The organism is Streptococcus sp. 3874, from assembly GCF_013276425.1.
In the GTDB taxonomy this organism is placed as follows: Bacteria; Bacillota; Bacilli; order Lactobacillales; family Streptococcaceae; genus Streptococcus; species Streptococcus pseudopneumoniae.
The window spans coordinates 1-26,858 of sequence record NZ_VMLA01000024.1; the positions used below are offsets into that span (position 1 = coordinate 1).

Annotated in this window: 36 protein-coding genes and 3 pseudogenes; 37 read left to right on the plus strand and 2 right to left on the minus strand. The window is 41.7% G+C overall.

Annotation, left to right across the window (positions count from 1 at the left end):
* On the plus strand, positions 1–408 hold a 408-nt coding region (locus tag HT703_RS02445), incomplete at its 5' end, for a YopX family protein (protein ID WP_172921814.1).
* Positions 409–428: 20 nt separating this feature from the next.
* Here the strand turns inward: HT703_RS02445 and HT703_RS02450 are convergent.
* The gene (locus HT703_RS02450) at positions 429–782 is read right to left on the minus strand and encodes a type II toxin-antitoxin system PemK/MazF family toxin (protein ID WP_000125658.1); all 354 of its coding nucleotides are present in this window, start codon (positions 780–782) and stop codon (positions 429–431) included.
* Positions 766–981, minus strand: a complete 216-nt coding sequence (locus tag HT703_RS02455; protein WP_001098943.1) for an AbrB family transcriptional regulator — start codon at positions 979–981, stop codon at positions 766–768. The genes HT703_RS02450 and HT703_RS02455 overlap by 17 nt, the downstream gene beginning before the upstream one ends.
* Positions 982–1,110: 129 nt before the next feature.
* Between HT703_RS02455 and HT703_RS02460 the strand changes: the two genes are divergently transcribed.
* The 36 genes and pseudogenes from HT703_RS02460 to HT703_RS02635 form a co-directional block, all read left to right on the plus strand.
* Positions 1,111–1,557: an ArpU family phage packaging/lysis transcriptional regulator gene (locus HT703_RS02460; protein ID WP_001237927.1), complete on the plus strand. Its 447-nt coding sequence runs from the start codon at positions 1,111–1,113 to the stop codon at positions 1,555–1,557.
* A gap of 487 nt (positions 1,558–2,044) precedes the next feature.
* Positions 2,045–2,539, plus strand: coding sequence for a terminase small subunit (locus HT703_RS02465; RefSeq protein WP_054388424.1), 495 nt, complete (start codon positions 2,045–2,047; stop codon positions 2,537–2,539).
* Entirely contained in the window at positions 2,526–3,743 is a 1,218-nt protein-coding gene (locus tag HT703_RS02470) for a PBSX family phage terminase large subunit (RefSeq protein ID WP_119946919.1), read from the plus strand. Before HT703_RS02465 ends, HT703_RS02470 begins: the two co-directional genes overlap by 14 nt.
* Positions 3,744–3,754: 11 nt before the next feature.
* Positions 3,755–4,768 (plus strand): annotated as a pseudogene (locus tag HT703_RS02475) (phage portal protein); the annotation flags it as partial.
* Positions 4,769–4,902: 134 nt separating this feature from the next.
* Positions 4,903–5,436 carry a hypothetical protein gene (locus HT703_RS02480; protein WP_000588570.1) on the plus strand — a complete coding sequence of 178 codons (534 nt, stop codon included), beginning with the start codon at positions 4,903–4,905 and terminating at the stop codon, positions 5,434–5,436.
* A 211-nt stretch (positions 5,437–5,647) separates the two neighbouring features.
* A pseudogene (locus HT703_RS02485) lies at positions 5,648–6,103 on the plus strand (phage portal protein); the annotation flags it as partial.
* Positions 6,012–7,529, plus strand: a complete 1,518-nt coding sequence (locus HT703_RS02490) for a minor capsid protein (protein WP_240150150.1) — start codon at positions 6,012–6,014, stop codon at positions 7,527–7,529. The pseudogene HT703_RS02485 and the gene HT703_RS02490, both read left to right, overlap by 92 nt.
* On the plus strand, positions 7,516–7,758 hold the full coding sequence (locus HT703_RS02495) for a hypothetical protein (RefSeq protein ID WP_001062371.1): 243 nt from the start codon (positions 7,516–7,518) through the stop codon (positions 7,756–7,758). Before HT703_RS02490 ends, HT703_RS02495 begins: the two co-directional genes overlap by 14 nt.
* Positions 7,759–7,905: 147 nt before the next feature.
* Positions 7,906–8,067 carry a hypothetical protein gene (locus tag HT703_RS02500; RefSeq protein ID WP_171039300.1) on the plus strand — a complete coding sequence of 54 codons (162 nt, stop codon included), beginning with the start codon at positions 7,906–7,908 and terminating at the stop codon, positions 8,065–8,067.
* A gap of 120 nt (positions 8,068–8,187) precedes the next feature.
* On the plus strand, positions 8,188–8,463 hold the full coding sequence (locus HT703_RS02505; protein WP_138700485.1) for a hypothetical protein: 276 nt from the start codon (positions 8,188–8,190) through the stop codon (positions 8,461–8,463).
* A gap of 10 nt (positions 8,464–8,473) precedes the next feature.
* Positions 8,474–9,229, plus strand: a complete 756-nt coding sequence (locus tag HT703_RS02510; protein ID WP_172929908.1) for a phage antirepressor KilAC domain-containing protein — start codon at positions 8,474–8,476, stop codon at positions 9,227–9,229.
* 113 nt (positions 9,230–9,342) lie between these two features.
* Complete coding sequence (locus HT703_RS02515) at positions 9,343–9,912, plus strand: DUF4355 domain-containing protein (RefSeq protein WP_001001558.1); 570 nt, start codon at positions 9,343–9,345, stop codon at positions 9,910–9,912.
* Between the two features lie 5 nt (positions 9,913–9,917).
* Positions 9,918–10,760 carry a N4-gp56 family major capsid protein gene (locus tag HT703_RS02520; RefSeq protein ID WP_172925172.1) on the plus strand — a complete coding sequence of 281 codons (843 nt, stop codon included), beginning with the start codon at positions 9,918–9,920 and terminating at the stop codon, positions 10,758–10,760.
* Positions 10,761–10,771: 11 nt separating this feature from the next.
* Positions 10,772–10,954 (plus strand): Rho termination factor N-terminal domain-containing protein, encoded by a 183-nt coding sequence (locus HT703_RS02525; RefSeq protein WP_000054933.1) that lies wholly within the window; start codon positions 10,772–10,774, stop codon positions 10,952–10,954.
* Positions 10,944–11,132 carry a hypothetical protein gene (locus HT703_RS02530; RefSeq protein WP_000669846.1) on the plus strand — a complete coding sequence of 63 codons (189 nt, stop codon included), beginning with the start codon at positions 10,944–10,946 and terminating at the stop codon, positions 11,130–11,132. The genes HT703_RS02525 and HT703_RS02530 overlap by 11 nt, the downstream gene beginning before the upstream one ends.
* A gap of 1 nt (position 11,133) precedes the next feature.
* The gene (locus tag HT703_RS02535; protein WP_050113806.1) at positions 11,134–11,445 is read left to right on the plus strand and encodes a phage head-tail connector protein; all 312 of its coding nucleotides are present in this window, start codon (positions 11,134–11,136) and stop codon (positions 11,443–11,445) included.
* Positions 11,426–11,764: a hypothetical protein gene (locus HT703_RS02540; RefSeq protein ID WP_000478948.1), complete on the plus strand. Its 339-nt coding sequence runs from the start codon at positions 11,426–11,428 to the stop codon at positions 11,762–11,764. The genes HT703_RS02535 and HT703_RS02540 overlap by 20 nt, the downstream gene beginning before the upstream one ends.
* Positions 11,739–12,254, plus strand: coding sequence for an HK97-gp10 family putative phage morphogenesis protein (locus tag HT703_RS02545; protein ID WP_007284942.1), 516 nt, complete (start codon positions 11,739–11,741; stop codon positions 12,252–12,254). The genes HT703_RS02540 and HT703_RS02545 overlap by 26 nt, the downstream gene beginning before the upstream one ends.
* Positions 12,251–12,619 (plus strand): hypothetical protein, encoded by a 369-nt coding sequence (locus tag HT703_RS02550; RefSeq protein ID WP_000608236.1) that lies wholly within the window; start codon positions 12,251–12,253, stop codon positions 12,617–12,619. Before HT703_RS02545 ends, HT703_RS02550 begins: the two co-directional genes overlap by 4 nt.
* A 2-nt stretch (positions 12,620–12,621) precedes the next feature.
* Positions 12,622–13,035 carry a phage tail tube protein gene (locus HT703_RS02555; protein WP_000880679.1) on the plus strand — a complete coding sequence of 138 codons (414 nt, stop codon included), beginning with the start codon at positions 12,622–12,624 and terminating at the stop codon, positions 13,033–13,035.
* 4 nt (positions 13,036–13,039) lie between these two features.
* Positions 13,040–13,420, plus strand: a complete 381-nt coding sequence (locus HT703_RS02560) for a DUF6096 family protein (protein WP_001207822.1) — start codon at positions 13,040–13,042, stop codon at positions 13,418–13,420.
* A gap of 38 nt (positions 13,421–13,458) precedes the next feature.
* Entirely contained in the window at positions 13,459–13,809 is a 351-nt protein-coding gene (locus HT703_RS02565; protein WP_138707796.1) for a hypothetical protein, read from the plus strand.
* A pseudogene (locus HT703_RS02570) lies at positions 13,796–14,341 on the plus strand (hypothetical protein); the annotation flags it as partial. The gene HT703_RS02565 and the pseudogene HT703_RS02570, both read left to right, overlap by 14 nt.
* A 1,324-nt stretch (positions 14,342–15,665) precedes the next feature.
* On the plus strand, positions 15,666–17,753 hold the full coding sequence (locus HT703_RS02575) for a hypothetical protein (RefSeq protein WP_138699298.1): 2,088 nt from the start codon (positions 15,666–15,668) through the stop codon (positions 17,751–17,753).
* Between the two features lie 8 nt (positions 17,754–17,761).
* Positions 17,762–18,112 (plus strand): DUF6711 family protein, encoded by a 351-nt coding sequence (locus tag HT703_RS02580; RefSeq protein ID WP_000068028.1) that lies wholly within the window; start codon positions 17,762–17,764, stop codon positions 18,110–18,112.
* Between the two features lie 4 nt (positions 18,113–18,116).
* Positions 18,117–22,739, plus strand: a complete 4,623-nt coding sequence (locus HT703_RS02585; RefSeq protein ID WP_172929909.1) for a tail fiber domain-containing protein — start codon at positions 18,117–18,119, stop codon at positions 22,737–22,739.
* The gene (locus HT703_RS02590; RefSeq protein ID WP_000368698.1) at positions 22,732–22,938 is read left to right on the plus strand and encodes a hypothetical protein; all 207 of its coding nucleotides are present in this window, start codon (positions 22,732–22,734) and stop codon (positions 22,936–22,938) included. Before HT703_RS02585 ends, HT703_RS02590 begins: the two co-directional genes overlap by 8 nt.
* Positions 22,935–23,468: a hypothetical protein gene (locus HT703_RS02595; RefSeq protein ID WP_001105679.1), complete on the plus strand. Its 534-nt coding sequence runs from the start codon at positions 22,935–22,937 to the stop codon at positions 23,466–23,468. The genes HT703_RS02590 and HT703_RS02595 overlap by 4 nt, the downstream gene beginning before the upstream one ends.
* A complete protein-coding gene (locus HT703_RS02600) occupies positions 23,461–23,613 on the plus strand; it encodes a hypothetical protein (RefSeq protein ID WP_000036642.1) in 153 nt (50 codons plus the stop codon). Before HT703_RS02595 ends, HT703_RS02600 begins: the two co-directional genes overlap by 8 nt.
* 10 nt (positions 23,614–23,623) lie before the next feature.
* A complete protein-coding gene (locus tag HT703_RS02605; RefSeq protein ID WP_000134981.1) occupies positions 23,624–23,902 on the plus strand; it encodes a hypothetical protein in 279 nt (92 codons plus the stop codon).
* A 15-nt stretch (positions 23,903–23,917) separates the two neighbouring features.
* Positions 23,918–24,394 (plus strand): hypothetical protein, encoded by a 477-nt coding sequence (locus HT703_RS02610; protein ID WP_000227062.1) that lies wholly within the window; start codon positions 23,918–23,920, stop codon positions 24,392–24,394.
* 6 nt (positions 24,395–24,400) lie between these two features.
* Complete coding sequence (locus HT703_RS02615) at positions 24,401–24,721, plus strand: hypothetical protein (protein ID WP_050207561.1); 321 nt, start codon at positions 24,401–24,403, stop codon at positions 24,719–24,721.
* A 5-nt stretch (positions 24,722–24,726) separates the two neighbouring features.
* Positions 24,727–25,509 carry a hypothetical protein gene (locus tag HT703_RS02620; RefSeq protein ID WP_000067166.1) on the plus strand — a complete coding sequence of 261 codons (783 nt, stop codon included), beginning with the start codon at positions 24,727–24,729 and terminating at the stop codon, positions 25,507–25,509.
* A gap of 8 nt (positions 25,510–25,517) precedes the next feature.
* The gene (locus HT703_RS02625; protein WP_023938737.1) at positions 25,518–25,835 is read left to right on the plus strand and encodes a hypothetical protein; all 318 of its coding nucleotides are present in this window, start codon (positions 25,518–25,520) and stop codon (positions 25,833–25,835) included.
* A 14-nt stretch (positions 25,836–25,849) separates the two neighbouring features.
* Positions 25,850–26,179: a phage holin gene (locus HT703_RS02630; RefSeq protein WP_050207563.1), complete on the plus strand. Its 330-nt coding sequence runs from the start codon at positions 25,850–25,852 to the stop codon at positions 26,177–26,179.
* A 2-nt stretch (positions 26,180–26,181) separates the two neighbouring features.
* Positions 26,182–26,858 (plus strand): N-acetylmuramoyl-L-alanine amidase family protein (locus tag HT703_RS02635; protein ID WP_172929910.1); only part of this gene is annotated, 677 nt, incomplete at its 3' end.

Sequence of the window (26,858 nt, forward strand, 5' to 3'; positions counted from 1 at the left end):
ATGATACCAAAATTTAGAGCGTGGGATAGACTGCGAAAAGAAATGAATTACAAAGTCATGGTAGGCAATTGTGATCTAAGTGATGAAAACTGGACTTGTCCTATCATTTGGATTGAAGAGAAAAAAGATTGGTTACATTTTGATGATTATGAATGTATCATGCAATCAACAGGACTCAAGGATAAGAACGGCAAGGAAATCTTTGAGGGGGATGTTCTTGAAATTCAAGATGAAGGAGAAGTCCTTGGGAATGCAAAATTGACTTGGGATAATGAGCAAGCTGTCTTTATGATAGAAGCAATAAGTGTAGATGATATTGCGCCCTTTCATGAAATTCTTAGCGATGAAAGTTACTCTTATAGAGTCGTTGGCAACGTATACGAAAACCCTGAACTTTTGGAGAACTAAAAAAGCCCAATCCATAAGGACTAGGCTTCGAAGATGAAGTTGTAGAGTTGGACAACCTTCTGAAAACTGGTTGTATCCATGGTTGTGATTTTTTGAGCCTTGCGCTCTCTAAAGTCAAAAGTATAGAGTTGGAGTGGATTGACAGAGCCATCTACCTTATTGGAACGCACAGGAACGAGCAGGCCTTGTTCTTCTAGTCTGCTTTGACCGTGTGTAATAGGGCATACAGCAACAAATCCCGTCCGCTCCGAATATTCTCTACGCGAGACGACAATAGCAGGACGGCGTTTCTGAATCTCACGTCCAACAGACGGGTCAAAGTCAATCCAGATGATGTCCTGTTTTTCTGGAATGTAATCATATTTCGCTGTCAAGGAATCTTACCCCCTCAAAGTCATCTTCCATGCGTAGGTCTGCATCTCCATTAAATGGGTCTGGAATTTTTGGAGCTAGGACAATGACATTATCTACACCCTTGTAGACAAACATTTCCTGACCTTCTGGAACATTGAGTGTTTTGGGAATGGTCACAGTGACAGAGTTCCCAACCTTACGAGTTTTAACAGTATTCATTTGTTTCTCCTTTATTTTGTATACATACAGTATACATATAAAAACGGAACAAAGCAAGAAAAAAGCCAGCACAGCTGACTCCTTTGTGATATGTTCGCTAAAAATATTATATCATAAAGGAGCGATGTTGTGAGGTTATTAAAAAGCGTTGACGTGCAATTTACCAAAAAAAATGTATATGACGTTCTAGAGAGTTATCGCTCGTATGTCCGAATGGCAGGCGCTGAGTATTTGCCTAAAATTACAACGACCTACTCATTTGAACCAAAGACGTTTACTGGTAAGAACACAGCCACTGAGAATATGGTTATCGAACATGTGGATGCAGAGGCAGAGGTTTTGGAAATTGAGAGAGCTGTGAACTGCATTATGGATCCATACGTTCGGCAGGTTATAGCAAAGAAGTACATGGATATGAAAATCCAATTATCAGACAAGGCTATCTATATGGACTTAGGCTATTCTGAAAGTGAGTTCTATCGCATGCTTAGTAGAGGTGCTTTGGAATTTGCGGAAGCCTATCGAAAAGGTAAGCTGATTGTCTTTCGTAAATTTTTGGGAGATATTTGCAAGTAAATTGCTAGGAAATGGCTTATTTTACATGGTAAAATAGTATTGTCAAGTGATAGGTCAATTGACGTCTCCTTTATACTTTATTATATTTTTCCGAGGCTTCGGTCTCTTAGACAGTAAGGACAGGTTAGCAGGTTGTTTGGGTCTCCTTGAAACTTTTACCAAACGTGCGTTTTACTGCTAGACCAGTTGGTTCGATTCCAGCTGCTGTCATTTGAGTGTTTGTGTCCCAGAATGGGGTAGGCAGTAGGCTTAGCATTCATATATCACTCATTAACTTACAAATGGTTGCGGAGCGACTAGACCTTGCATGATTGCGTAGCTAATTATACTCCGGATAAGTTATAAGCTAGAGGGTTTGATTCCCTCAGAGGTTGTAAAGACTACAAAAAATAAAAAAGAAGTCAAAATTTAATACACAAGCAAGGTTGTAGTCGTCTTGCAGGAAGGTCGCACATCGTGTGACTTTTTTATTTTGTGAATGGAGGTGATGGGCATTGGGTTAAATCAAAGACAAAAGATGTTTGCGAGCGAGTATTTGAGGACTGGAAATGTCTATCAATCCGCAATATTCGCAGGTTATAGTGAAGCGTATGCTAAGACAACCGCTAGTAAATTGCTAGAAAATGCAAGCGTTAAAACGTTTATACAAACCGAAACTGAAAAGATGCATGATGAAAATATTTTGAGTGCTAAAGAGGCTCTTTCAATTCTCTCAGACATCGCAAGAGGACAGCGACTTGAGGAAGTTTTGATGATGAACCCTGTCACTGGTGAGGTGGATAGAGTTACGAAAAAGGCAGATAATAACACAGTTATTAAAGCGATAGCTGAAATATTGAAGCGTTATCCGACTGCTAAACAAGCTGAGAAACTAGAACTTGAAATCGAAAAACTTAAATCACAAATCGGTGTGGATAATGAGCAAGACGATAAATTGATAGAGTTTGCTAAGGCTTTGAGAGGTGCTTTTGACGACAAATAAATTTACGAAACGACAAGAAGAAGTACTTACACGAGTATTGAATGATGATTTTTTTATCTGTGGTCTCCATGGTGCAAAACGTTCAGGTAAAACTGTTCTAAACAATATGGTCTTCATGAATGAGATTGCACGAGTGAGAGAAACAGCGGATAGATTAAACATAGATGAGCCAATGTATATACTAGCTGGAACATCTTCAACATCGATACAAAACAATATCATTCAGGAACTGTATAACATGTTTGATATTGAACCTAAATACGATAAGCACGGAGCTTTTACCCTTTGCGGTGTCAAGGTAGTTCCAGTCTACACTGGTTCTATATCTGGTTTAAAGCGCGCCCGTGGCTTTACTGCTTTTGGAGCTTATGTAAACGAGGCATCTCTTGCTAACGAACAAGTATTTAAAGAAATCATCTCACGTTGCTCAGGAGAAGGCGCAAGGATTGTTTGGGACAGTAACCCAGACATCCCAACTCACTGGCTCAGACGGGATTATATCAACTCTGGCGACGATATGATTATCGACTTTCATTTTAAGCTAGATGATAACACATTCATGTCTGATAGATACCGTGAGAATATAAAATCAGCCACACCGGCAGGCGTCTTCTATGACCGAGACATCCTTGGTCTGTGGGTGACTGGTGAGGGCGTCGTCTATCGTGATTTTAGTGAGAATATGTTTGTAGATAACGTACCAGAAGATATCACTAAAGTCTACGCTGGTGTTGACTGGGGATATGAACACTTTGGCTCTATCGTTGTTATTGGAGAGACGTCTGACGGTTCGGTTTATCTATTAGAAGAGCACGCGCATCAATACAAGGAGATTGATTTTTGGGTAGACCTCGCTAAGAATATCAAGGAACGATACGGGAATATTACGTTCTGGGCAGATAGTGCACGACCTGAACACGTTGCAAGATTTCAAAGAGAGCAATTAAAGACGTTTAACGCTAATAAAGCAGTCTTGTCTGGTATTGAAGAAGTAGCCAAGCTGATGAAAACTGGGCGCTTTTTTGTTGTATCAAACAAGGTCAGCAAGTTCAAAGATGAGGTCTATCAATACATCTGGAACGAAAAGACAGGCGAACCAGTGAAAGAGAATGACGACGTACTAGATGCGGTGCGTTATGCGATTTACTCGCAACATTCGCAACCAAAAGCAACCGTCCGCAGACGTTCTGATTATGGTCTATAGAGAGGAAAGACATGTACCAATATTTAACCTATCCACGGGATGGATATGATGAGGGTTCTTTGAAGAAAGACCTGATTTACAAATTGATAACGATACATAACACTGAAAGCTCACATTTGAAGAAGCTTAAAAGCTACTATTTGGGTGAGCATGCTATCTTAGAACACACGAGACGCAACGTGAACGCACCTAATTACAAGACGGTAGCCAATCATGCCAAGGATATCGCAGACACGGCTACGGGCTATTTTATGGGCAATCCTATCAAGTACAATAACACTGCTGAAGGTGATATCGATGAACTACTTACAGCCTTTGATGGCGCTGAGATTGACCAAGTAGATGCTCAGAATGCTTTGAACATGGCCATCTATGGTCGTGCTTACGAGTACATCTATGCTAAAGAGGGATTGACTGAGTTGGACTCAACTAGTATTGACCCAGAAAACACCTTCATGGTCTACGATGATAGCATTGAGCGGAAGCCTTTGTTTGCGGTCTACTACTATAAAGTCGAAGATGATACGAAAGACACTACCAAGCATCAGGCAGAGGTCTTTACCGAAAATCTGCACTATCACATGGTTCTGCGTGATTCAAGCACAGGAACAACACAGAATGAGGAAGTAGAAGAACATAATCTTGGTCAAATCCCGATTATCGAGTATCGCAACAATCACTTTGCGATTGGAGACTACGAGCAACAGATTAGCTTGATTGACGCTTATAATTCCTTGATGGGGAATCGTGTCAATGACAAGGAGCAGGCAGTAGAGTCTATCCTTGTCTTATATGGCACACAGTTAGCAGACACTCCAGAAGATGCTAAGGTAGCGATGAAGATTCTTTCTGAAGAAGGTCTTTTGGAATTGCCGGGCGATAGTGCAAGAGCCGAGTTCTTGAAGAATACGCTGGATGAAAGTGCTACGGAAATCTTGCGTACGGCTCTGAAAGAGGATATCTACACATTCAGCCATGTGCCTAACCTGACTGATGAGAACTTCGCAGGGAATACTTCGGGGGTGAAATAGTTGCCCTCCTCAAAGGTAACTTTGAGGTAATAAATCGGGTTAAAATTGGAAGGCGCAAAACAGTAATAACCTAGATATTTATATTCTGTTATGGTATAATAAGAGTATAATAATCTAGGAGAAGATGAATGATAAAAGATAAAATGCACAAACATCTAAATCAAGTTTATTACTCTATGTTAGCAAGGTGTTATGATGAAAAACATTGGGCTTATAAATGGTATGGGAAACGTGGAATAGGTGTTTCTGATGAATTTAGTGATGTAGCTAAGTTCAGAAGTTGGGCAATGCAAAACGGAGTAGAATTTGGTTTGCAATTAGATAGGATAGATAATGACAAAGACTACTCACCAAGTAATTGTAGGTGGGTTCCTGAACATACAAATAAACGTAATCGTTCTGATAACGTTAAGTATAAGGGATATATCTTGAGAGACTATCTAAAAAAATTATCTGAAGAAAACAACATTTCTTTTTCAACTCTTGTCTACAGATATTATCGTTCCATAAAACGAGATGATATAATCGTTAATGATGAAACAATAGATGATATCTTATTGAATTATAAAAAATACGATTTAAGACAATTTTCAAAAGGTGTGGACATGTCTGGTAAGACAATTGTTCGAGATGAAAAAGGGAGATTTGTGACATATTACTGAAGCTAATCAATTACCACTGCTGGTAGAAATATCAGTAAGGTTTAACGACTAGATAGAGTAAGCTAAGTGAGAAACGGTACATAGTATCGTTTTTTTTATATGCAGAAATATCCACGAAATCCGACACCCTGATAAGGGTGAAGAGATAGTCTGAACTTACGGGAAACCGTAAGAAGTAGAGGATAAAGAGCCTCTACGGTAACAAAATTGAGCTATGGAATTCAAGCTAATGGGCCTTGAGATGATTACTAAGACCAAGGAAGCGAACTATAAGCGAGGATTGCGTCAGCGTATTGCGATTTTTGCTCATTACTTGGGTATGAAACAGATTGCACTAGAGTCTCATTCAATCGTTCCACAATTCAGCCGTGGTTTGCCTAAAAACTTGCTGGAAATCTCTCAGATTGTGAACAATTTGGAAGGTAAAGTGACCAATAGGCAGCTTATTTCTCTCTTGCCGTTTGTGGAAGACCCTGACGCTGAGCTGGAAGCCTTGGAAGAAGAGAAAAAGAAGAACATGGAAGACATGCCGATGTTCAACAAAGACAACACGAAACCCGAAGACGAGGTAGAGGATGAAGAATCAGGAGTATTGGGCGAAGAGGAAAGCCAATCTGATTTACCAGCAGATGGACAAGGCCGAAAAGCAGGCAGACCAGTTCGATAAGGTCTATCAGGAAGCCAAGACTTACTTGGATAAGGAAGTCAATAAGATTTTTGATAAGTTCCAACGTGATTATGGTCTAAGTCAGGTAGATGCTAGACAAGTCTTGAAGAACATGAAAGACAAGAAAAATCTGAATGAACTTCGTAAAGTACTTGAAGCAAGACCGAATGACCCGAACATCCAAAGATTACTAGCTGACTTAGACAGCCCAGCTTATTCTTTTCGTATGAAGCGCCTAGAGCGTTTGAGTGATGATTTAGATTGTATGCGTGAATCTATCTATCATTCAGAGAAGACAGGCTCAGACGCCTTCTATAGCGACCTGATGAAGGATAGTTACTACAAGGCTACCTTTGACCTGCAACAGCAGACAGGGCTGGCATATGGCTTTTCTGGGCTTCCTGAGAGCGAGATTAAACATCTACAGTCTTTTAGTTGGGTAGGAGATGGAAGTACCTACTCAACAAACATCTGGAAGAATACGGGGAAGCTTACTTCTAGCATAAAAGATGAACTACTCATGAGCCTCATGACAGGAAGAGGAACACGAGAAACGGCACAAGCAATTGCTGAACGATTCGATGTCGGTCAGAATGATGCGAGGCGTTTGGTTCGGACAGAATCAGCCTTTTTTCATAACCAAATGGAACTACTCAGCTATGAAGAAGCAGACATAGAGAAGTATATCTTTGTAGCCGTCTTAGACAAGCGTACATCACATATCTGCCAAGAGCACGATAATAAGGTCTATGATAGGGATAAGGCTGTCCCTGGTGTCAATTGTCCGCCTATGCACCCTTGGTGTAGGTCTACTACTGTCGGATACGATGAGGACGCAGACTACAGCAAGTTGAAGCGCAGAGCAAGGAATCCAGAGACAGGCAAGACTGAGCTAGTACCTGCAGATATGACTTATAAAGAGTGGTATAGTAAGTATGTTGCGAAAGACGGAGAAAAGGTGTATAATCAGGGTATGGATAAGTTGGATTCTTTAGTCTCTAGCGGTTCAATAAGTGAGGCTCGCGGAGATGTAGAAAAGCAAAAAAGTGATTTTGCGATAAAATACTATGAGCAACTGAAAAATTCTAATCGTGCAGATGTTGTAGAAAAAATGGTAAAAAGTAGCAAACTTTCTCATTCTACAGTATCAGAAGCGTTAGAGCATATTTTAGATAACCAGTATTTGTTGTGGGATTTTGAAGCTTTTGAAGAGAGGATGATGAACTTTTATCCGCACTATGACATGGCTCAAAGTTTTCAAAGATTGTACTTGGGTAATCCAAAGAAATACGATATATTGATGCTACAGCACGAAAGTCTTGAATCATATTACATGAATCAGTTAAAAATGGATTATGATGAAGCTCATAAAAGAGCTAACCTACAATTTAATTATCAGGAGGCAAGCGAAAATGGCGAAGATTGATAAACAAATTATTACTATGCGTAAAATAGAAGATGGTACTGCTATGAGACAATATTCTGCCGTTAGTGGAGAATGCCAAGGTATTGCAACAGTTGATAAAACCACTTTAAAATATAGCTACACAGGAGATGATTTAGGGCAATTCGCTTCGTTTGTAAAAGATACTTTAACTAAAAGCATTAAGCTGGGTAAAGAGTTGCCAGATAAATTTTCTTACGGTTTTGGATAAACTTGAATTTGCTTATTAACAATCAAAAGCACCTAGAGAAATCTAAGTGCTTTTCTTATTTTTAATTTTTTTCAAAAAACCTCTTGACAATGTAGCTACATTTCTTTATAATTTAAAATGTAGCCACAAATCAGGAGGTGATGACAAATGGCTGATAGTCAAAAATCAAATAAAGATACTGTCATTCGTGCTAGAGTAGACAGAGAGACTGTTGAGCAGCTCGAATACATCGAAAAAAAGACCAACAGAAAAAAATCTGCGGTCATTCGAGATGGAATTCAAAAGATTTATGATGAGATAACAAAATAACGTACGACCTGCTCCCGCCAAGAATAGGGTCATACGTTATCACCACAGAAGTGTTTCTGCATGAAATATTATATCATGCTGAGACGCTCTTTTCAAGATACACGAAGGAGTGTTTTTATTATGGCAAAAATTGAATTAACAGAAGAACAATTGACTCATCTAGGCTACGAACTTGCAGATATTCGTAGAACAGTTGAAATGGCAACCAATATGACAGAAACCTTGGCTTGGGTTCAACTTAAGGACGATACAGCTTTTAAAGAAATGTCTAAAAAGTTCTTTGATACTTTTAATGAACAATTCGGTTTACTTCATTCAACACTAGATGAAATTGCTTTTATTTTGATGAACTCAACAGATAAAGCAGAAATCTTAGGAAGTAAAATTTTTAACTAGGAGCATAAAAATGGAACTACAAATTTTTAAAAATGAACAATTCGGAGAAGTGCGGACGACAGAAGTTAATCAAGAAATTTATTTCAACTTAAAAGATTGTTGTCAGATTTTGGATATAAAAAACAGTAAAGATGTAGTAAAAAGGCTAAATTCAAAGGGGGTAGTTACTACCGACCTCCTTACAAATGGAGGAGTCCAACAAGCAAACTTCATCAACGAAGCGAATTTCTATAAGCTTGTTTTTCAATCTCGCAAACCAGAAGCAGAGAAATTTGCTGATTGGGTCACTAGCGAGGTTCTCCCCTCTATTCGTAAGCATGGCGCTTATATGACAGACCAAGTGGCCTATAATATCACACACAACAAACAAGCTTTAGCAGACTTGCTCCTTATGGCTGGTAATCAACTGAAAGAAAAAGAAGCAGTCATTAAAAACTTGGAAGCTGAAAAAGCTGTATTATCCGTTGAAAATACCATAATGAAGCCGAAAGCAGACTATTTCGATGAACTAGTAGATAGAAACTTACTGACCAGCTTCCGAGAAACAGCAAAACAATTAAAAATCAAAGAACGTAAGTTTATTGACTTCTTGATGGAGAAAAAATACATCTATCGAGATAAGAAAGGCAAGCTCCAACCAACAGCCAATAAAAACGATGGTTTGTTTGAGGTCAAGGAAACACTCAACGAAAAAACACAATGGTCTGGAACACAGACACTCATTACACCTAAAGGCCGTGAAACCTTTAGACTACTATTTATCTAATTATGCCCTAACCGTATGGAATCCCGTACGGTTTTTATATTGTCCAAGCATTGAAGACACTAAAAGCTATGGAAAATACAGTCAGGGATGACTTTAAAAATAGGAGGTTCGCAATGAACGAAGAAACACAAACAGTCGAAACGGTTGAAGAACAAAAGGTACCTGCAGAACCTGCACAACAACCGCAAGACGAGAAGAAGTACACGGACGCAGACGTCGATGCTATCATCGATAAGAAGTTTGCCAAGTGGAAATCAGAGCAAGAAGCCAAGGAAAACGAAGCTAAGAAGCTTGCCAAGATGAACGCTGATGAGAAACAGAAATATCAGTTAGATCAGCGTGAGCAAGAACTAGCTGACCGTGAAAAGGCTATTGCCCGCAAGGAATTGACCGCAGAAGCTAAAGCGATGCTAAGTGAACGTGACTTACCTGTTGAGTTAGTAAATGTAGTTGATTTAACAAGCGCAGAGACGGTATCACAGTCTGTCGCTGTATTGCAGAAATCATGGGAGCAAGCCGTACAGAAAGGCGTACAAGAAAAGCTAAAAGGCGGAGCTCCAATGAAGCAAGCACCAGTTGATAGCGACGGTATCACAAAAGAAGAATTTGCTCGTATGGGTTATCAGAGTCGAAATGAACTCTATCAAAAGAACCCAGAACTCTATAAGAAATTGAAAGGTTAAAATAAATGACAGCAAGACAAACTAAATTAGCCACTATGGTTAACCCAGAAGTGATGGCGGACATGGTTTCCGCTAAACTACCTAAATTGATTAAATTCACTCCACTGGCTTATGTGGAAACAGCACTTCAAGGACAACCAGGGAATACTCTAACAGTTCCAGCATGGGAGTATGCAGGAGATGCGACAGAGGTTGGAGAAGGTCAAGCTATTTCTCCAGACCAATTGACTACTAAAAAGACCACTATGACCATCAAAAAGGCTGCTAAAGGTTATGAAATTACCGATGAAGCTCTTTTGTCAGGTCTTGGTGACCCACTAGGTCAAGCCACTTACCAGCTTGGTTTGGCTATTGCTAACAAGATTGATGATGATTTGGTAGCGGTGGCTAAGACTGCAACACAGCACGTTGCAGAAACTCCAACAACTCTTGAGGCAATTGATAAGGCTCTTGATATTTTTGAGGATGAAGAAGATGCACAGTATGTTGCTATCATCAACCCTAAAGATGCTACTAAGCTAAAAACTGACGTAGCAAAAGAATGGACTAAAGGTTCAGAGCTTGGAGCAAATATGGTTGTTTCTGGGACCTTTGGTGAAGTTGCTGGTGTGCAAATCGTCCGCTCTAAAAAAGTTGAAGAAGGTAAAGGTTTCCTTGTCAAAGTGTCTCCTAGCCAGACTCAGACAGATGATGCCAATAAATATGGTGCGTTTGTTATCATGCTAAAACGTGATGTGGCTATCGAAACAGACCGTGACATCCTTAAAAAGACAACGGTTATCACTGGTGACAAACACTATGGTGTTTACCTATACGACCCTACACGAGTTGTAAAATTCGGTGAGTAAGAGGTGATGATATGAGCTTATTGCTACGACGTCATTATATCCAAGAGGAGCAAGCTGGCCAGTATTCTGATTTAGAAAATAAGACTTTAGAAGAGTTGAAGAATCTAGCTAAAGAAGCTGGCATAACTGGTGCCTATAAGTTATCAAAAGCTGAAATTGTAGAGGTGTTGGAGGATTTAAAAAGTGAAATTTAAAGTCAAACAAGATTTCTATGATTGGGAATTAAATGTGAAACGACTGGCAGGGGAGGAACTTGAGATTACTGAGGAGCGCTATGCCGAGCTGGCAGATAATTTCGCCAGCAATGGTGTCGCTATCTCAGACGTTCTTGAGGAAATTCTCCCTGAGCCTGAGTTTTTAGAAGAGGATTGATATGTCTATAGAGTTGCTGAAGAAATTAACAGGCGAAGAAGATACTCAGCTTCTCATGTTGCTCCAAACGAGGGCTACAAATCTTATCTTGTCAGAGACGAATCGCACATCTTTGACACCTTCTTTAAGTCTCTTAATACCTGAGGTTGCTATCGAACTCCACAACCGCTCAGGAGCGGAAGGAGAGCATTCCAGAACCGAGGGTGGTATAGCAGTAGTCTACGGAGAAAACGGCCTGTCTACGGGTCTTTTACAGCGTATACGCATGCACAGATTAGCAAGGGTGGCAGGTCATGTTTTTGAAGCAGAGTAGACTGAAACCTTATCCAATGCGACGGTTTGAAAAGACTGTCACAGAGGAAGGCGTCGTAAAAGAAGGATATGCCAAGGAAGCTGAGACAGTCCGCCTTGAGTTGTGGCCAGCTAGCAGTAAGCTACAATCTGAGATGTATGGTGAGCGTGTCAATGATATTTTGAACGCAAATGCCAACAAGTCAGCTACTATCAAAGTGAAAGATGGTGTGTGTATCGATAGCCCGACGGAAGTGACTCACAGGGTTATCTCTAAAAAGGTCTACACATATCATCAAGTTTTGGAGTTAGAGCGTGTCAGAGCTACGAGGGGCAGATAGGCTCATAGCTAAATGTAGACGATTGGCTAGTAAAAAAACTGGCGAGGATATCGTCTTACGTGCGGTACACAATGCTGCTATAAAGGTTGTCCAAGCTGATGCTAAAAGACTAGCACCAGGCAACAATGGAGAACTTAGAAACAGTATCAAGACTAGGGTTAAAATGGACGGAGATAAGGCTATAGGTGAGGTTTACACAAATCTACACTATGCTCCTTATGTTGAGTTTGGAACAGGACCCAAGGGTCAGGCTAGCCATTCTGGTATCTCTCCAGAAGTCAGCGTGACTTATCGCTCTAGTCCGTGGTATGTGCATGAAGACCAAATCAATGTAGGGCCTTACCACTTTCAAAAGATTGGGGAGTTCTACAAGATGTATGGTCAACCTGCTCAGCCTTATCTTTATCCAGCTTTGAGAGACAATCAAGAGCGTGTGTCTAAGAATATTTCGGATTATGTCCGTAGAAAGATAAGAGAACAAATAAAATGATTAATATCAAGCCTGTTATTTATAAAGAATTGCAAAAGGTTGCAGATAATGTGACTGATACGTATCCTAGCGATTGGGAGACTTTTCCAGTCGTTATTTTTTTGGAAGAACAAAACAAGCCGGGTGATTGGTTTGATGACCAGGAACAAAAATCCTCTATCCGCTACAAGGTGGATATCTTTGATGATACAAGCACTAGTGAGTTAGCTGTTAAAATCAATCAGATTTTTGAGTCTTTAGGTTTACGAAGAACCGACTGCCAAGACGTGCCAGACCCGTCCCATTTGAGACATAAGGTCATGCGTTTTGAAGGGGTTGTTGACTTACACTCAGAGCTTGTTTTTCAATTTAGAATGGAGAATTAAACATGTTAGCAAACGGAATTACGCTTTCTTATAGCGAAACCAAAGGTAGCTATACTAAGCTTGTTGGATTGAAAGAAGTACCAGAGTTTGGTATCGAACCTGAAAAAGTAGAGAACACTACTCTTGAAGATAAAGTTAAGAAGTACGAATTTGGTATTGGTGATGCAGGGGAATTGGAGTACAAGTTCTCTTATAACAATTCAAGCGAAACTGCTCCTTACCGTGTATTGCGTAAGGCAGCAGACGACAAGAAGAAACTCTACTTTGAACAAGCTTATCCAGACGGTACTAAGGTCAATTTTGAAGGCCAAGTATCTGTTAAACTGGGCGGTGGCGGTGTCAATGCCGTTATCGAGTTCACACTTAAGATTGCATTGCAGTCAGAATTGGAATTTACAGACGGTCTTGGAGGTTAATTAAATGGCGTTACCTTACTCAATTTGGAAGATTAGCGATGAGAAAGAGTTAAAACTACGACTTTCATCTCATCAAGCAGCAAAAGTTGAAGAAAAAATCGGTATGAACTTACTGAAAATCTTCATGCCTGAAGCTGGCGAAGAGTTTCCTTTGCCTCCTTTAAAAGTTGTATTGCTCTTGATTCATGGAGCTTTGCAAAAGTATGAGAATGGGTATTCTCTTGAGGATGTCTACGATCTATACGATGAATACGTGGATAATGGTGGAGACCAAACAACCTTCATGACAGAGGTTTTAATGCCACTCTTTGAAGTGTCGGGTTTTACTCCACGAGGAAGCAAGGGCAAGAAAACTTCCAAGAAGAAAATGACAGTAGTCGAGTAATCTTAACGGTAACGCAGATTATTGAGAGGCTTTACCCTATGTTTTTGGACATCGGGGGTAAGCCTCTTGATTTTTGGGATTTAACGGTGCTTGAAATCAGGGAAATGATTGAAAGCTACAACCGTGTCAAAATCCAAGAGCGTAAAGAGAAGATTATTGACTCGTACAGACTTTCGCAGATGATATCCAACCACGTTTCTTTATTCTTATCCAAGGATGCCAAGGTCTTTGAGTTCTGGGAATATGCGCCTGAGTTGTTTGTAGAAGAACAACAAGCGGTAGAACAGGAACGGCAGAGACAAGAGCTTTTGCTACATAAGGAACGGATGCGTGATTTTGCAGAAAGACACAATCGAAAAAGGAAGGAGGAAATGAATGGCAACTCTTGACGAATTGAAAGTCATGATTGACGCTGAGATAGCGCCTTTCAGGAAGAAGATGAAAGAAGTCGAGAATCAGGTCAAAGGAACATCTGACCAAGTGAAGAACGCGACTGCCAAAGTTCGTGAACAGTCGAGCTCAATCGGTAGCGCGTTTGGCAAGCTGGCTAAGTTTGCTGGTTTTGCAATCCTTGGTAAGAAATTGCTTGATGTTGGGATGTATTCAACGCAGACAGCTCTTGAAGTATCAGCGGCTATGAACCAAATTAAGCGCCAGATGGGTGAGAGTTCGCAATCTTTCTTAAAATGGGTTAACGATAACGCTAATGCCATGAATATGGGTGTGGGCGAGGCTACTAACTATGGTGCAGTCTACTCAAACTTATTTTCTGGATTTATCAAAGACACCAACAAACTAAGCGCCTATACTGCTAAGATGTTGCAGACGTCGGCAGTTGTTGCTGAAGGTTCTGGGCGCACGATTACAGACGTTATGGAGCGGATTCGCTCAGGTTTGCTAGGGAATACGGAAGCGATAGACTTTTGTCGCACCGCTTAGAAATAGGCGGATTAAGAACTTACCAAAATCGGTAAAACTCTAAATTTTAAGTAATTAAAACATGACGATACCGAGGTAAACTAAGCAATTAAAAAGGCTTGGTCACCGTAGAGCATAGGGATTGAACCTGTGCTTTTTGTTTTGTCAAAAAGTATAGAATAAAATATCCCCACGAGTGGTGAGCACCTAGACAATTCGGTTGTAGGTGAAAATATATGCCGAACTTACAAGAAATTGTAAGAAGTATGGATAAAAAGCCATGCGATAACATTATTGAGAAGACCTAGGAATCAACGTCAATGTGGCTATGATTGAGTCTACTGAAGCCTTTAAACGTTTTGCAAACGGACAAAGCTGGCAACAGTTGGACTACCAAACCCAGCAACAAATCCGCCTTATGGCTATCCTGGAACAGGCTACGGCAAAGTATGGGAATACCTTGTCCAATTCTGTAAATGGACGTATTAGTCTATTTAAGTCTCTGATGAAGGACGCTACATTGAACCTTGGTAACTCTATGTTGCCGATTATCAATGCCATTATGCCTGTCTTGAACTCTTTTGCCATGGTCTTAAAGAATGTTACTGCTAAACTCGCTGAGTTTATCGCTTTGATGTTCAACAAGAAAGCTACGGTAAAAGATGGTGTTGGTGGTGCAGTTGGAGACATGGGTAACGCCATGAAAGACGCTGCAGGCGGAGCAGGAGACCTTGCTGATGCAGTGGACGACGCTGGAGATTCAGCAGGAGGACTTGCTGATAATCTTGGAGACTCAGCCAAAAACGCTAAGAAAGCTGCTAAAGAGTTGCTAGGTCTTTTGGGATTTGACGAGATTAATATCTTACAAAAACCAAAAGACGATGATGCAGGCGGTTCTGGCGGTGGAGGTGGTGGCAAAGGTGGTAAAGGAAAGGGAGGCGGTGGCGGACCTTTCAAAGACATCTTGCCAGAAGTCGAGTTGACCGACATGGGTAACCAGTTCAAGAGCATTTTTGACGGGCTAGGAGACAAGCTTAAAGGGTTGTTTGACCTCTTCAAAAAAGGTTTTGATGCAGCATTTAGGCCAGAAGGTATTGAACGCATTAAGACCGCCTTAGACCAAATAGCTAAGACAATGGGAGAAATCGCCACTGACCCAAGGGTTGTGAATGCCTTTAATCGCATGGCTGAGAAAATCGCTTATGCTTTAGGGCAAGTGACAGGCTCAATAGCTACTATCGGGCTAGGTATCGGTGTTTTCCTCGCTGAAAGTATTGCAAATGGTCTTGGAAGGCAAAAGGAACGCATTACCAGGGCGCTAGTTGCTTTGTTTGATAATATTGGTAACATTGCAGAGGCAGTAGGAAACATCGCTCAGGCATTTTCTAGTGCTTTCTACGACGTCATTACCTCAACCGGTGCGGTTCGTATAGGTAGTGCTATTGTGTCAACTCTATTAAGCTTGACATCTACCATTGTTGAAGTCGGTAGCAAATTAGCAGGAAGTTTGTTTAAAGGTTTTGAAAAAGTCGTTGTGACAAGCGCTCCTAAAATTTCATCAGTCTTCCAAAGTTTATTAGATACTGTTGCGCCTGTATTTGAGAGCATTGAAAGGTCTGTTAACAAATTTGGCGATGGCTTAAGTCGTGTTTATGATGAACATGTAGTCCCTGCTATTAACTCTATTGCTAATGCTTTTAATGGGCTAATTGATATTATTCAAATACTTTGGGAGAATTCTTGGCAACCTTTTGCTGAGTTTTTATCAGGAGTATTCGGTGTTAGTATTGAAGGAATTTCAGATTTATTGGGAGGTGGCCTTTTAGCCACTTTGGGACTATTGGCGGATGCTATTAAGTTAGTGGCAGATGGTTTCACCGTTTTTTCTGACTGGTGTAAAGAAAACAAAGAACCTATCTTGGCTTTGATAACAGCTTGGCAAACAATTAATTTCTTATCATGGGCTGAACAAGCCGGGGGACTTGCAGGAGCATTCGAATTATTAAGTAGTAAGGTTTCCTTTATTGTTAGCGGAATTAAAAATCTTGGACTAGCTTTGAAAGCTTTGACATTTGATAAATTGGTCAGCTTCGGAGAAACCATCTATTTGAATGCGTTGTACGCAAAAGATTTTGTTGTCAATTCAGGTAAAACAATTGCACAGCTAGGGAAAACTGCTTTAGAACTTGGTAAATCAGCTCTAGCATGGACTGCTCATACAGCGAAAATGGGATTAGCAACCGCGGCGGAATTTGCACATTCTGTGGCAGCAGGAGTCGCTACAGCTGCAACATGGGCTTTTAATGCAGCGTTAGCAGTTTTGACAAGTCCAATAACCTTAGTTATTGCAGCAATCGCAGCCTTAATTGCTATTGGTGTCTTGCTCTACCAAAATTGGGACACTGTTGTTGAGTTTGCTAAAACAGCATGGCAAGGACTATGTGATTTTATCAGTGGTATTTGTCAAGCGATTGGCGAATTTTTCAGCGGTCTATGGACGAAGCTACAAGAAATCTTTGAGCCAATAGGTCAATGGTTTGGCGAGAAGTTCCAGCAAGGATGGGATGCTATTGTAAACATCTTCTCTGGCATCGGAGAGTGGTTCTCTGGTGTATTCCAAGGTGCGTGGGACGCTATCGTTAATATCTTCACACCAATCGGCTCATGGTTCGGACAACGTTGGGCGGATGTGACTAGTGCTTTAGCTAATATCGGGGCATGGTTTACGGATATGTTCCAAAAAGCATGGACTGGCTTAACAAACATCTTTAGCAAACTAGGTTCTTGGTTTGGCGAGAGATGGAACGATGTTACAAGTGCACTTTCCAAAGTAGCAAGCTGGTTTGGCGATATATTCGGAAAAGCTTTTGACGCTGTTAAAAATGCCTTTAGCTCTATTGGCGACTTCTTTAAAGGCGTTTGGGATACTGTCAAAAGTATCTTCGTTAATGCTGGTCAGATGGTCGGCGAGGCAGTAGGTGGAGCGTTTAAGAGCGCAGTCAATGCGGTTCTTGGAACGATTGAAAATGTGGTCAATGGCTTCATCGGCATGATTAATGGTGTTTTAGATGTTGTCAGAAACTTACCTGGTCTGGGATGGATTGGAAGTGTAAGCACAGTTAGCCTTCCTCGTCTTGCCCGTGGTGGTATCGTTGATAGTCCAACTATTGCCATGATTGGTGAAGCAGGTAAAGAGGCGGTCGTACCACTTGAAAATACAGGATTTATCCAAACACTTGGGCGAGTAGTCAGCAGTGCGGTAGTAAATGCCATGGCTGGTGTTGGTCCACAAGGTGGATTTTCTGGCGACGGCGACATCGTTATTCAAATCGCAGGCCATGAGTTCGGACGGGTAGCCATCCAAGAAATTAACAAGGAACATGAACGAGCAGGTCAAACCTTGCTCAAGATTTAGGAGGTTAAATGGCACAATTGACAATCAATGGGGTGGCTGTGAAGCCTCCCAAATCTTTTCAAGTCGGTATTCAAGATATCGATGGAGAGACAGGGCGTAATGCCAATGGCGACATGGTGCGTGACCGTATCACGACCAAACGCAAACTAGACTGTGAATGGGGTATGATGACTCAGGGAGAATTAAGTCAGCTTTTACATGCTGTATCATCTGAATTTTTTGAGGTGTCTTATCCAGACCCCATGGATGGCCAAGTCACAAAGACTTTCTATGTCGGTGATAGGACAGCTCCTAGCTATACCTTTACTGAGAAGTTTAAACCTTGGTCTGGCGCTAAATTTAATCTGGTAGAGAGGTAAGAAAATGGACGCTTTAACTAGACGACAATTTGACAGAGCCATGTTTGCCAAGGAAAGGACGCTGGCTATTCGTGTTGGTGATTATACTTCACGGGATATCAAAGAGGCTAGTTTTGAGTATGGCTACATCAAGGGCGATACTTATAAGCCTGGTGGAACCTGCGCTGGTAGCGGTAAAATTACCTTTACCAGTATCATTACCACGTTCAATAAGCTGGATACCCTGCACCCTGAGATTGGTCTACTGGTTGGGGATACCTACCAGTGGGTCAAGATGGGGGAATACTTCATCAACGATATTGAGATTGACCGAAACCGCAACACAACCACACTTGAACTTATGGATGGTATGTTTAAGCTCAATCGTGAGTATGTGACAGATTTGCATTTCCCAGCTGAAGTACGAGAGGTTATTCAGGAAATCTGCCTGAAAACAGGCATTGAGTTAGCGAATGACTATTTCGGAATCAGCGCGATGCGTTACCATGTCGAGCAAGTTCCTGAAGGAAAGAAACTTTCATTTAGGGATATGCTGAGCGCTATGACTCAGATGATAGGGATGTCTTGTTTCTTCAACCGAGAAGGGAAGATGGAAATCCGTGATTTAACTGAGTCAAATATCACGATAAACGCAGACAGTTACTTCCTACATGGTTTAACCAAGAGTGAGATTGAGTATCAGATAGCTGGTATTACTTGTAAGACAGATAAGAAGCCTCTTACGGTTGGTATGAAGACAGGTCGGTCTTTGGAACTAGACAATGTCTTCATGACCCAGAGCGCTTTAAATGACCTGTATTACAAGCTGAAAAACCTGACTTACTATCCGTATAATCTCAACTACCAAGGGCATTTACTGCTTGAGGTTGGGCAGTGGGTAACCATTCAGACCAACAAGAAAGAAACCTTTAAAGTTCCTGTCTTAAGTCAGAGCTTTACTTTCAAAGGTGGTCTAAGAGGTCGTATCAGCGCAGATAGTAAAGCTGGAAATGATACGCAGTATTCTTACGAGGGTACGATTACCAAGCAGATTAAGCAACAAGATGGCATTGAAGCCAAAATCCAAGCGCAGATAGAAGCAGCAGATAAAGATTTTGACCAAAAGGTCGACAAAATCAAAAAGGACTTTAACGATCAAGTAGAACTTGCCAAGGCTAAGGCGGAAGAAGTCAAGCAAGAAGTGTCTGACACTATCAATCAGCGTTTCAATAGCTTTCATGATGAACCTTTACGAGAATCAAGGCGCAAGGCTGAGGAAGCTTTGAGACAAGCTGGCGCAAGTAGCTCTCTTGCTCAGGAAGCCAAGCGGATTGGGCTGGATTCTGTTGCTAGACTTGAAGCGTTTAAGTCGCAGACTAGGAGTGCTCAGACGGCTTTGTCGGGTGATTTGAATCTTCTAAAGCAGACAGTTACCAATGATATAAGCTCCAAGCAAAGGCAACTTAAAACTGACATTTCCAAACAAGTTCAAGCTCTCGGTCAGATAAAGAATGACTTGGCTGGAGTCAGAAGCTCTCAGGCAAGATATGAAGAGACGACTAAAGGCAGGCTAACTGCACTGACGAACAGAATGGAAGGGAAAGCTAACAAATCAGAAGTCAGGCAAACAGCAGAGACTCTGACGAGTCAGATAGACCGTATACAAGAAGAGAGCTCTACTCGTATTTCAACAATGACCTCTCGTTTTAATCAGCGCGCTGATGCGCTTGATGCTGGAGTGAGGCGTTTGACTGAAGGTCTCAGAACCAAAGCGGATATCAGCTCCCTCAATGTGACTGCTGAGAATATTAGGCAGTCTGTGAGGAGGTTAGAAAGAGATACCCAGAGTCAACTAAATCAGAAGCTTAGTACGGCTGAATTTGAGGTGCAGGCTGGCTCTATCCGCCAGGAAATCCTGAACGCAACCAAGGACAAGGCAGATAAGACCTTAGTTGTGGCTGAAGCTGGAAAATTGCGAGAAGAATTTTCAAATATGCAAGTTGGTGGTCGGAACTATTATCGTGATTCCGAGAAAATTCAACAGTCTCGTTTTGGTTTTGTGTTTGATAATCTAGATCCCTATCTTTCAAAGTCCGATATTGGGACAACTTGGACTCTCTCGTTTGATTGTAAACTCGATGAAGTTGATGGTTCTTTTCCTTTCCATATGTCGCATGGTGGGGCGAATGGCTTTGGTATAGAGGGACAAAAAGAGTTCACTGCGACTAGGGAGTGGCAGCGATTTAGGCTTACAGGTCCGGTATTTTTTAAAGAGGATGCGCCCTCTGAATCCAAGCTACAGATGACCCTATTCAATTCAGATTTAGGATACGGAGGAACTATTTTCATTCGTAGGATTAAACTTGAAAAAGGTACCCTAGCGACAGACTGGAGTCCAGCGCTTGAAGATACCAATGGTCTCATCACACAAGCTAAGGCTAGCTTTGAGCGAACAGCGCAGGAATTGCGAACGGATTTGTCGGCTGTTCAGGCCTATGTTACTCAAGATGGTCAAAGACAGGAAAGCTTACAGCGCTATACTCGTGAGGAGAGCGCGAGACAAGCAAGAGCAGTTCGTGAGCAGATATCCAGAGATTATGTAGGGAAATCAAGCTATCAAGAAGACGTGGAGGGGATTCATCGGAGAATTGAAGGAGTTAAAACGAGTGCGAATAGAGAAATAACTAGCCAAATAGCTAGCTATCGTCAATCTGCCGACGGGACATTTAGGGATATTTCAAGCCAAATAACAACTTATAAGCAGGATATGACCAGGAACATTGCGAACCTATCCCATCAACTGGCAGGTAAGGTAGAGACTACTGACTTCCAGCGTGTTAAGGAAACCAGTGAACTTTACGAGCGGATTTTGGGCAATACTGAAAATGGAATTGCGGATAAGGTTGCTCGCATGGCTCTGACCAATCAACTGTTTCAGGTTGAGGTTGGGAAATATAGTGTAAGCGGCCCTAACCTCATTAAGAATAGTGATTTTAAAAATGGTACGAATAAATGGGTCTCAACTCAAAATTTAGGAAGATTGGTTAAGCATAGCTTTTATCACAACGGGCAGAAAGACCTTATGCGTTTAAGTAATGCAACTAAAAACAAAAACTTTTTGTCTAGTCACCGTTTTAATCTTGAACGAAATACTGACTATGTACTGAATTTTAGAGGATTTAACAACAGTGCTCTAGCAAGCTATGATGTTTATATTTTGGGACGAAGAGCAGGCGAGAGCGATGGATTCACAATCTTTAAGAAAGTTGTTAGCAGCAAGAAACTATCTACCTCTAGATGCGAAGATGTCTCAGTAACTTTTAATTCCGGAGAAATGGATAATGCTTACATTCGTTTTGAGAACAATGGCTCATCATCAGGAACAGCTGATTTGTATATTACAGAAGTTGACTTGTACAAAGGTTATAAACCTAGAACATGGCAACCACATCCAGAAGATGCAGTCGCAGATGCGAATAAGAAGCTTGAAGCAACGCAAACAAAAATGACTCAACTAGCTGGCTCCTGGTTGGTTCAAAACATCAACAGTGCAGGTGATTTGATTTCGGGTATCAATCTAGGAGCCAATGGACATAACCGCTTTGTTGGGAAATTAACCCATATAACAGGCGAGACCCTGATTGACAGAGCAGTCATCAAGTCTGCCATGGTTGATAAGTTGAAGACAGCTAATTTTGAATCAGGTTCAGTAACGACAGCTGTTTTAGCTGCCGAAGCGGTCACAGCTGATAAGGTAAAGTTTGATCATGCCTTTATTCGAAAACTTATTGCCAACGACGCCTTTATTGGAGAACTAACTTCTAAACGTATCTTTGCGACTAAGATTGAATCAGTTGTGAATCGCTCGACTTTCTTAGAAGCTTATCAGGGTCAAATAGGAGGGTTTACAATTGGTCGTTTTGCTCAAGGAAGAGGTCGCTGGATTTCTGGTGTCAACCAATTCTCGGTCGGCATGGGAAACGGCGAAGGCGGAAGCTACAATGGCGAAAATACCGCATTTTGGGCGAACTGGGGTTACAATTGGAACAGTCCTGGCCCCAATGCTTGGTATGTGACAACGTTAGGAAACATGCATTGCCGAAACGGAGCAAATTTCCACGGTAGGGTTGACTTTTCGGATAGATCAAGAGTGAATTTTTATAGTCAACCGTCGTTTTCAAATGGAGCAGTGATAAATGGTAGTTTGAGGGTGTCTGGTCGTATCACTTATAGTGGCGGTGAGTGGCTTTACTCACCTATATATAATAAATTATGGAAAGATACTTCACAAGGAGGTACCTGGCTATATTTGAATAGACAAGGTAACGGAGGTAGCGACTGGATTGAGATGAATAAAAGAATCTCAGACCGTCGCTATAAATCAAATATTCAAGACAGTCAAGTATCTGGTCTAGATGTCATCGAAAAGCTGAAGACTTACAGCTATCGTAAAGAATACGATGGCCAAATTGAGGATATCTCATGTGGTATCATGGCTCAGGATGTCCAGAAATATGCCCCTGAAGCATTCTATGAGAATCCTGACGGTGCATATTCATATCGCACATTTGAATTGGTGCCTTACTTAATCAAGGCCATTCAAGAATTAAATCAAAAAATAGAAAAAATGGAGAACAGACATGGATAATCACACAATCGACAAGCTAGTCGCTGAGTCACTCGTCGACCGTTTGGCTGATATCGAATTGAACTATGCGCATTTAAATGTACACCATAGGCTGGCTTTGGCTGAATTACAGGCCTTTAAGGCGGTGCTGGAATATGACCCAGCGCTTAAAGAACTTTTTGACGAAACGCAAGCTAAAATGAAAGGAAATAAGGAATGAATTACGAAGTAGCAATTAATCCCTACTTGAAAGGTGGGGAAAATGTAACAGTTGTCGCAATCAAGATGGAAAACAAGGGGCGCTATTCTTATGAGCAGTGCGAATTGCCAGGTGACCACACACAGGATAGTGAGGACGCCCTTATCCAAGCGGTTTTGGAATTGGTTCGCACCGAACTGGACCCGACTAGTGCCATTGTCAAAAACCAAGAACAATTGGCTAAGACGACGGAAGCGCTGGAGAGAGCCAACCAGCTCATGGATGGCATGCAGAAGGTCAATCTCCAGAATGCTCAGGATATTGAGGATATCTTAGCGCGATTGGAGGAGCTGGAAGCTCAAGGAGAGTCTGACCAGGAGGAGACCGACGAGGACACCCCTCAGGTTACGGACACAGAAAACCAAGCTGAAGAAGCACAACCAACCCCAGCGGTAGAAGATAAGAAAGAAAGCGAGAAAGAAGATGACATTTCTGAAACGACAAACCAAGAGAGCCCTAGTGAAGACAATGGAGGTAGCAGCAATGAGTAAGATTACACTAGATCAAGCAAAAATCGACATGTACATCAACCTACTGGAACGTGGAGCAGTTGACTTTTCATGGGTACATAAACGCTGGAAAGACCGTGTGCGCAAGGAATTGAAGCGACGTGGTTTGAGCCATCTGGCAAACTAGCGAGGTGTTTATGACAGAGATTGAGCACTTATTGATTCGGTTTCTCTTTTCTCTGATTCCTGTGGTTGTCTTGTACTTTTCCATGAAGGACAGGGCAACCAAGCAGGAAAATCGCATGACAGCCATAGAAAAAGACATTGAGAACTTACGCGAATTTCGAATGTCGGCTAACAAAAGATTGGATAACCATGACGAACAAAATAAGGCTATTCTGGTGCTGGCTGAACAGGTCAAATCGCTAGGTGAAGATGTGAGAGAACTGAAAACCTTGATACAAAGTAAACAGTAAAGAAAGAGGTGCAGAATGGTCTGTAATCTCAATATGACCAATTTGCGGCAAATTGACGGTGGGCACCTGATTAAGCAAGGGGACTTGGCTTCCACCTTTGGTTTTGCCCTCTTAGACGAAGATTACCAAGTCATCTCCTCTCTGGAAGGGAAGGAGGCACTGATCAGTCTGACCAAGGAGGGCTACCAGTGGAAGAAGCAGGTAACCGTTACCGGTCAAGGTGTGAGTTTTCATCTGGACGCTATCTTGCCCATTGGGAGTTATCGCTTGGAAATCACGGCTGGAGGCTATGTTTTCCCCAGTGATAAATCTGTCCATATCAAGATAGTGGCCTCAGATAAAGAATTGGTCACAGAGGAAGTCCATGCTTTAAAAGAGCTGGATATCGCAGAAGAAGTAAAAAAACAGCTTGCAGGTAGAACTGTAGGCGAGAGCCTAGTAGGTCAGGAATTGCCAGACCTACTCTTTTATTACAATTTAGGAAAGGTGTAACACAAAATGGATACTACAAAATTAACAGCATTTGCGCAGGCAGTGGGGGAAGATAACAAAAAGGTAAACGAAGAGCTGAAAACGAAAGTCAGCACGTCTGACATGAACCAAGCAATCTCTCAAGCTAAATCAGAGGTCAAGGCTGAAATCTTGGGTGAAGGAACGCCTGAGAATTTGGACACACTGAAAGAAATCGCGGAAAAAATCACAAGTATGGGACAAGATGAAAATAGCGCACTTCTTGGCAAAGTAACTGAAGTCAGCGGACGTGTAGACCAGATTGCCAATGTTGACTTGGTCGCAACCTATAACGCAGCGAAAGCGTGAGTGCTATGAGTAACCTTGAAAATCTAGCAAGAGCAATCGGTGAGGATGTCAAGGCTATCAAAGAAGACTCAGAGCTAAAGGATAGGGAGGTTAAGAAAAGACTGGACACCCTTGAGAGTAGACCGAAAGTCCATCCAGAAACCCTCGTTACAAAAGCGGAGCTGGAAGAGAAAGGCTACTTGACCTCCCACCAAGACTTGTCTACTTATGCCCAAAAATGGGAGTTGTACAATGATATCCCCATCAAGGCTAGGATTTCCGCCTTAGAAAATCGTCCATCATTCGATACGCTGACACCGACTCAACGGGATAGCTTAAAAGGGGATAATGGGCATAGTTTGAATGCCAGCGTTCGTATTGAGGGTTCTTATAAGAATGGCTCTACTAGCCGATTGAATTTGTTTGCGGATGTATTCTACGATGGCGAAGCAGTCACGAGCGGCTATACTCTTGATTATTACTACCGTGGTTTTGGCTATACAAACTGGCGTTCTTTGAGAAATCAGACCCCTGATTCAGCAGGAAAATTTGGCACATGGAGTGCTTCTCAGCGTTCTGGTGGTTGGTTTGAAGTTCGCATTGAAGTGAATTACAGAGGATTGAGAGCCTCTGCTTTTACCCATTTGGATAATGTCAACGATGGTGAACAAGGGCGAAGTGGAGTTCCAGGTCAGAACATTGTCAATCAGAACGGTTCGCAGGCACTCAACTATTGGGCCGGTACGCAAGAGCAGTACGATGCTATTACTACCAAAGACCCTCACACGATTTACGATATTTTTAAGTAGGTGAAGCTATGAGAGATAGAGTAAGAATCATGTTAGGAAGTAGAGAGATTGTCAAGCGCTATATTGGCGATAGGTTGGTGTGGTCGAGTGGACCGTCATTATTATTGGAAGTGTTAAACACAAGAATGTGGCAGTACTGGGGTGGGTACAATATTGATATTAAAGGTAATGATATTAAGGTTGCTGCTATACGATATGTACAACTCAATAATAGCAAATTAATAAGAATTCAGGCTGATATGTATAACCGAGGAGTCATATATCTAACTGGTACAAACTTAAGGGAGTATATAGGTACCGTTAATGTTAAGTTTTATAGAGAATAGAAAGGAAACAACACATGACACAATTTAATGAATTTATTATCGCTTTTGCGACAGGCTTTTTAGCAGTAGCAGTAGGCAGTATCGTGAAAATGGTGAAAGACTATCTTTTGCGAAAAGGTGGAGAGAAAGCGGTAATCATCGCTGAAATCCTAGCCAAGAACGCAGTTCATGCCGTGGAGCAGGTGGCTGCTGCGACAGGTTATAAAGGTGATGAAAAATTGGCACAGGCTCGCACTAAAATCCGGGCAGTGCTGACCAAATATAAGATCAGCATGACCGATAAGGACTTGGATACCTTTGTGGAGTCCGCAGTGAAGCAGATGAACGATGCTTGGAGGGAGTAGAGATGGATATCGATACAAGCAGACTACGTACAGGCTTGCCCCAGGTTGGGGTACAGCCTTACCGACAAGTACATGCCCACTCAACAGGCAACCGCAACTCAACCGCTCAAAATGAGGCAGACTACCACTACAGAAAGAACCCTGAGCTTGGTTTCTTCTCTCATGTGGTTGGTAACGGTCGTGTCATGCAAGTAGGCCCTGTAAACAAGGGCTCTTGGGATGTAGGCGGCGGTTGGAATGCGGAAAGCTATGCGGCAGTTGAATTGATTGAAAGCCATTCAACTAAAGAAGAGTTCATGACAGACTACCGTCTCTATATCGAACTCTTACGCAATCTAGCAGATGAAGCAGGTTTGCCGAAAACGCTTGATACAAGCAGTTTGGAAGGTATCAAAACACATGAATACTGTACCAATAACCAACCAGACAATTATTCAGACCACGTTGACCCGTATCCTTATCTTGCCAAATGGGGCATTAGCCGTGAACAGTTCAAGCAGGATATTGAAAGTGGCTTGACAATTGAAACAGGTTGGAAGAAGAACGATACAGGCTATTGGTATGTACACTCAGACGGCTCTTATCCAAAAGACAAGTTTGAGAAAGTCAACGGAACCTGGTATTACTTCGACGGCTCAGGCTACATGCTTGCGAACCGCTGGAAGAAGCACACAGATGG

Excerpts from the sequence above, each read along its gene's own strand:
- HT703_RS02605 (WP_000134981.1), top strand. The coding sequence starts at position 23,624 with ATGACAGAGATTGAGCACTTATTGATTCGGTTTCTCTTTTCTCTGATT.
- HT703_RS02600 (WP_000036642.1), top strand. The coding sequence starts at position 23,461 with ATGAGTAAGATTACACTAGATCAAGCAAAAATCGACATGTACATCAAC.
- HT703_RS02590 (WP_000368698.1), top strand. The coding sequence starts at position 22,732 with ATGGATAATCACACAATCGACAAGCTAGTCGCTGAGTCACTCGTCGAC.
- HT703_RS02595 (WP_001105679.1), top strand. The coding sequence starts at position 22,935 with ATGAATTACGAAGTAGCAATTAATCCCTACTTGAAAGGTGGGGAAAAT.
- HT703_RS02555 (WP_000880679.1), top strand. The coding sequence starts at position 12,622 with ATGTTAGCAAACGGAATTACGCTTTCTTATAGCGAAACCAAAGGTAGC.
- HT703_RS02490 (WP_240150150.1), top strand. The coding sequence starts at position 6,012 with ATGAAGAATCAGGAGTATTGGGCGAAGAGGAAAGCCAATCTGATTTAC.
- HT703_RS02585 (WP_172929909.1), top strand. The coding sequence starts at position 18,117 with ATGGACGCTTTAACTAGACGACAATTTGACAGAGCCATGTTTGCCAAG.
- HT703_RS02630 (WP_050207563.1), top strand. The coding sequence starts at position 25,850 with ATGACACAATTTAATGAATTTATTATCGCTTTTGCGACAGGCTTTTTA.
- HT703_RS02620 (WP_000067166.1), top strand. The coding sequence starts at position 24,727 with ATGAGTAACCTTGAAAATCTAGCAAGAGCAATCGGTGAGGATGTCAAG.
- HT703_RS02565 (WP_138707796.1), top strand. The coding sequence starts at position 13,459 with ATGTTTTTGGACATCGGGGGTAAGCCTCTTGATTTTTGGGATTTAACG.
- HT703_RS02465 (WP_054388424.1), top strand. The coding sequence starts at position 2,045 with ATGGGCATTGGGTTAAATCAAAGACAAAAGATGTTTGCGAGCGAGTAT.
- HT703_RS02540 (WP_000478948.1), top strand. The coding sequence starts at position 11,426 with ATGTTTTTGAAGCAGAGTAGACTGAAACCTTATCCAATGCGACGGTTT.
- HT703_RS02455 (WP_001098943.1), bottom strand. The coding sequence starts at position 981 with ATGAATACTGTTAAAACTCGTAAGGTTGGGAACTCTGTCACTGTGACC.
- HT703_RS02550 (WP_000608236.1), top strand. The coding sequence starts at position 12,251 with ATGATTAATATCAAGCCTGTTATTTATAAAGAATTGCAAAAGGTTGCA.
- HT703_RS02580 (WP_000068028.1), top strand. The coding sequence starts at position 17,762 with ATGGCACAATTGACAATCAATGGGGTGGCTGTGAAGCCTCCCAAATCT.
- HT703_RS02560 (WP_001207822.1), top strand. The coding sequence starts at position 13,040 with ATGGCGTTACCTTACTCAATTTGGAAGATTAGCGATGAGAAAGAGTTA.
- HT703_RS02495 (WP_001062371.1), top strand. The coding sequence starts at position 7,516 with ATGGCGAAGATTGATAAACAAATTATTACTATGCGTAAAATAGAAGAT.
- HT703_RS02515 (WP_001001558.1), top strand. The coding sequence starts at position 9,343 with ATGAACGAAGAAACACAAACAGTCGAAACGGTTGAAGAACAAAAGGTA.
- HT703_RS02525 (WP_000054933.1), top strand. The coding sequence starts at position 10,772 with ATGAGCTTATTGCTACGACGTCATTATATCCAAGAGGAGCAAGCTGGC.
- HT703_RS02510 (WP_172929908.1), top strand. The coding sequence starts at position 8,474 with ATGGAACTACAAATTTTTAAAAATGAACAATTCGGAGAAGTGCGGACG.
- HT703_RS02505 (WP_138700485.1), top strand. The coding sequence starts at position 8,188 with ATGGCAAAAATTGAATTAACAGAAGAACAATTGACTCATCTAGGCTAC.
- HT703_RS02500 (WP_171039300.1), top strand. The coding sequence starts at position 7,906 with ATGGCTGATAGTCAAAAATCAAATAAAGATACTGTCATTCGTGCTAGA.
- HT703_RS02625 (WP_023938737.1), top strand. The coding sequence starts at position 25,518 with ATGAGAGATAGAGTAAGAATCATGTTAGGAAGTAGAGAGATTGTCAAG.
- HT703_RS02520 (WP_172925172.1), top strand. The coding sequence starts at position 9,918 with ATGACAGCAAGACAAACTAAATTAGCCACTATGGTTAACCCAGAAGTG.
- HT703_RS02480 (WP_000588570.1), top strand. The coding sequence starts at position 4,903 with ATGATAAAAGATAAAATGCACAAACATCTAAATCAAGTTTATTACTCT.
- HT703_RS02535 (WP_050113806.1), top strand. The coding sequence starts at position 11,134 with ATGTCTATAGAGTTGCTGAAGAAATTAACAGGCGAAGAAGATACTCAG.
- HT703_RS02610 (WP_000227062.1), top strand. The coding sequence starts at position 23,918 with ATGGTCTGTAATCTCAATATGACCAATTTGCGGCAAATTGACGGTGGG.
- HT703_RS02615 (WP_050207561.1), top strand. The coding sequence starts at position 24,401 with ATGGATACTACAAAATTAACAGCATTTGCGCAGGCAGTGGGGGAAGAT.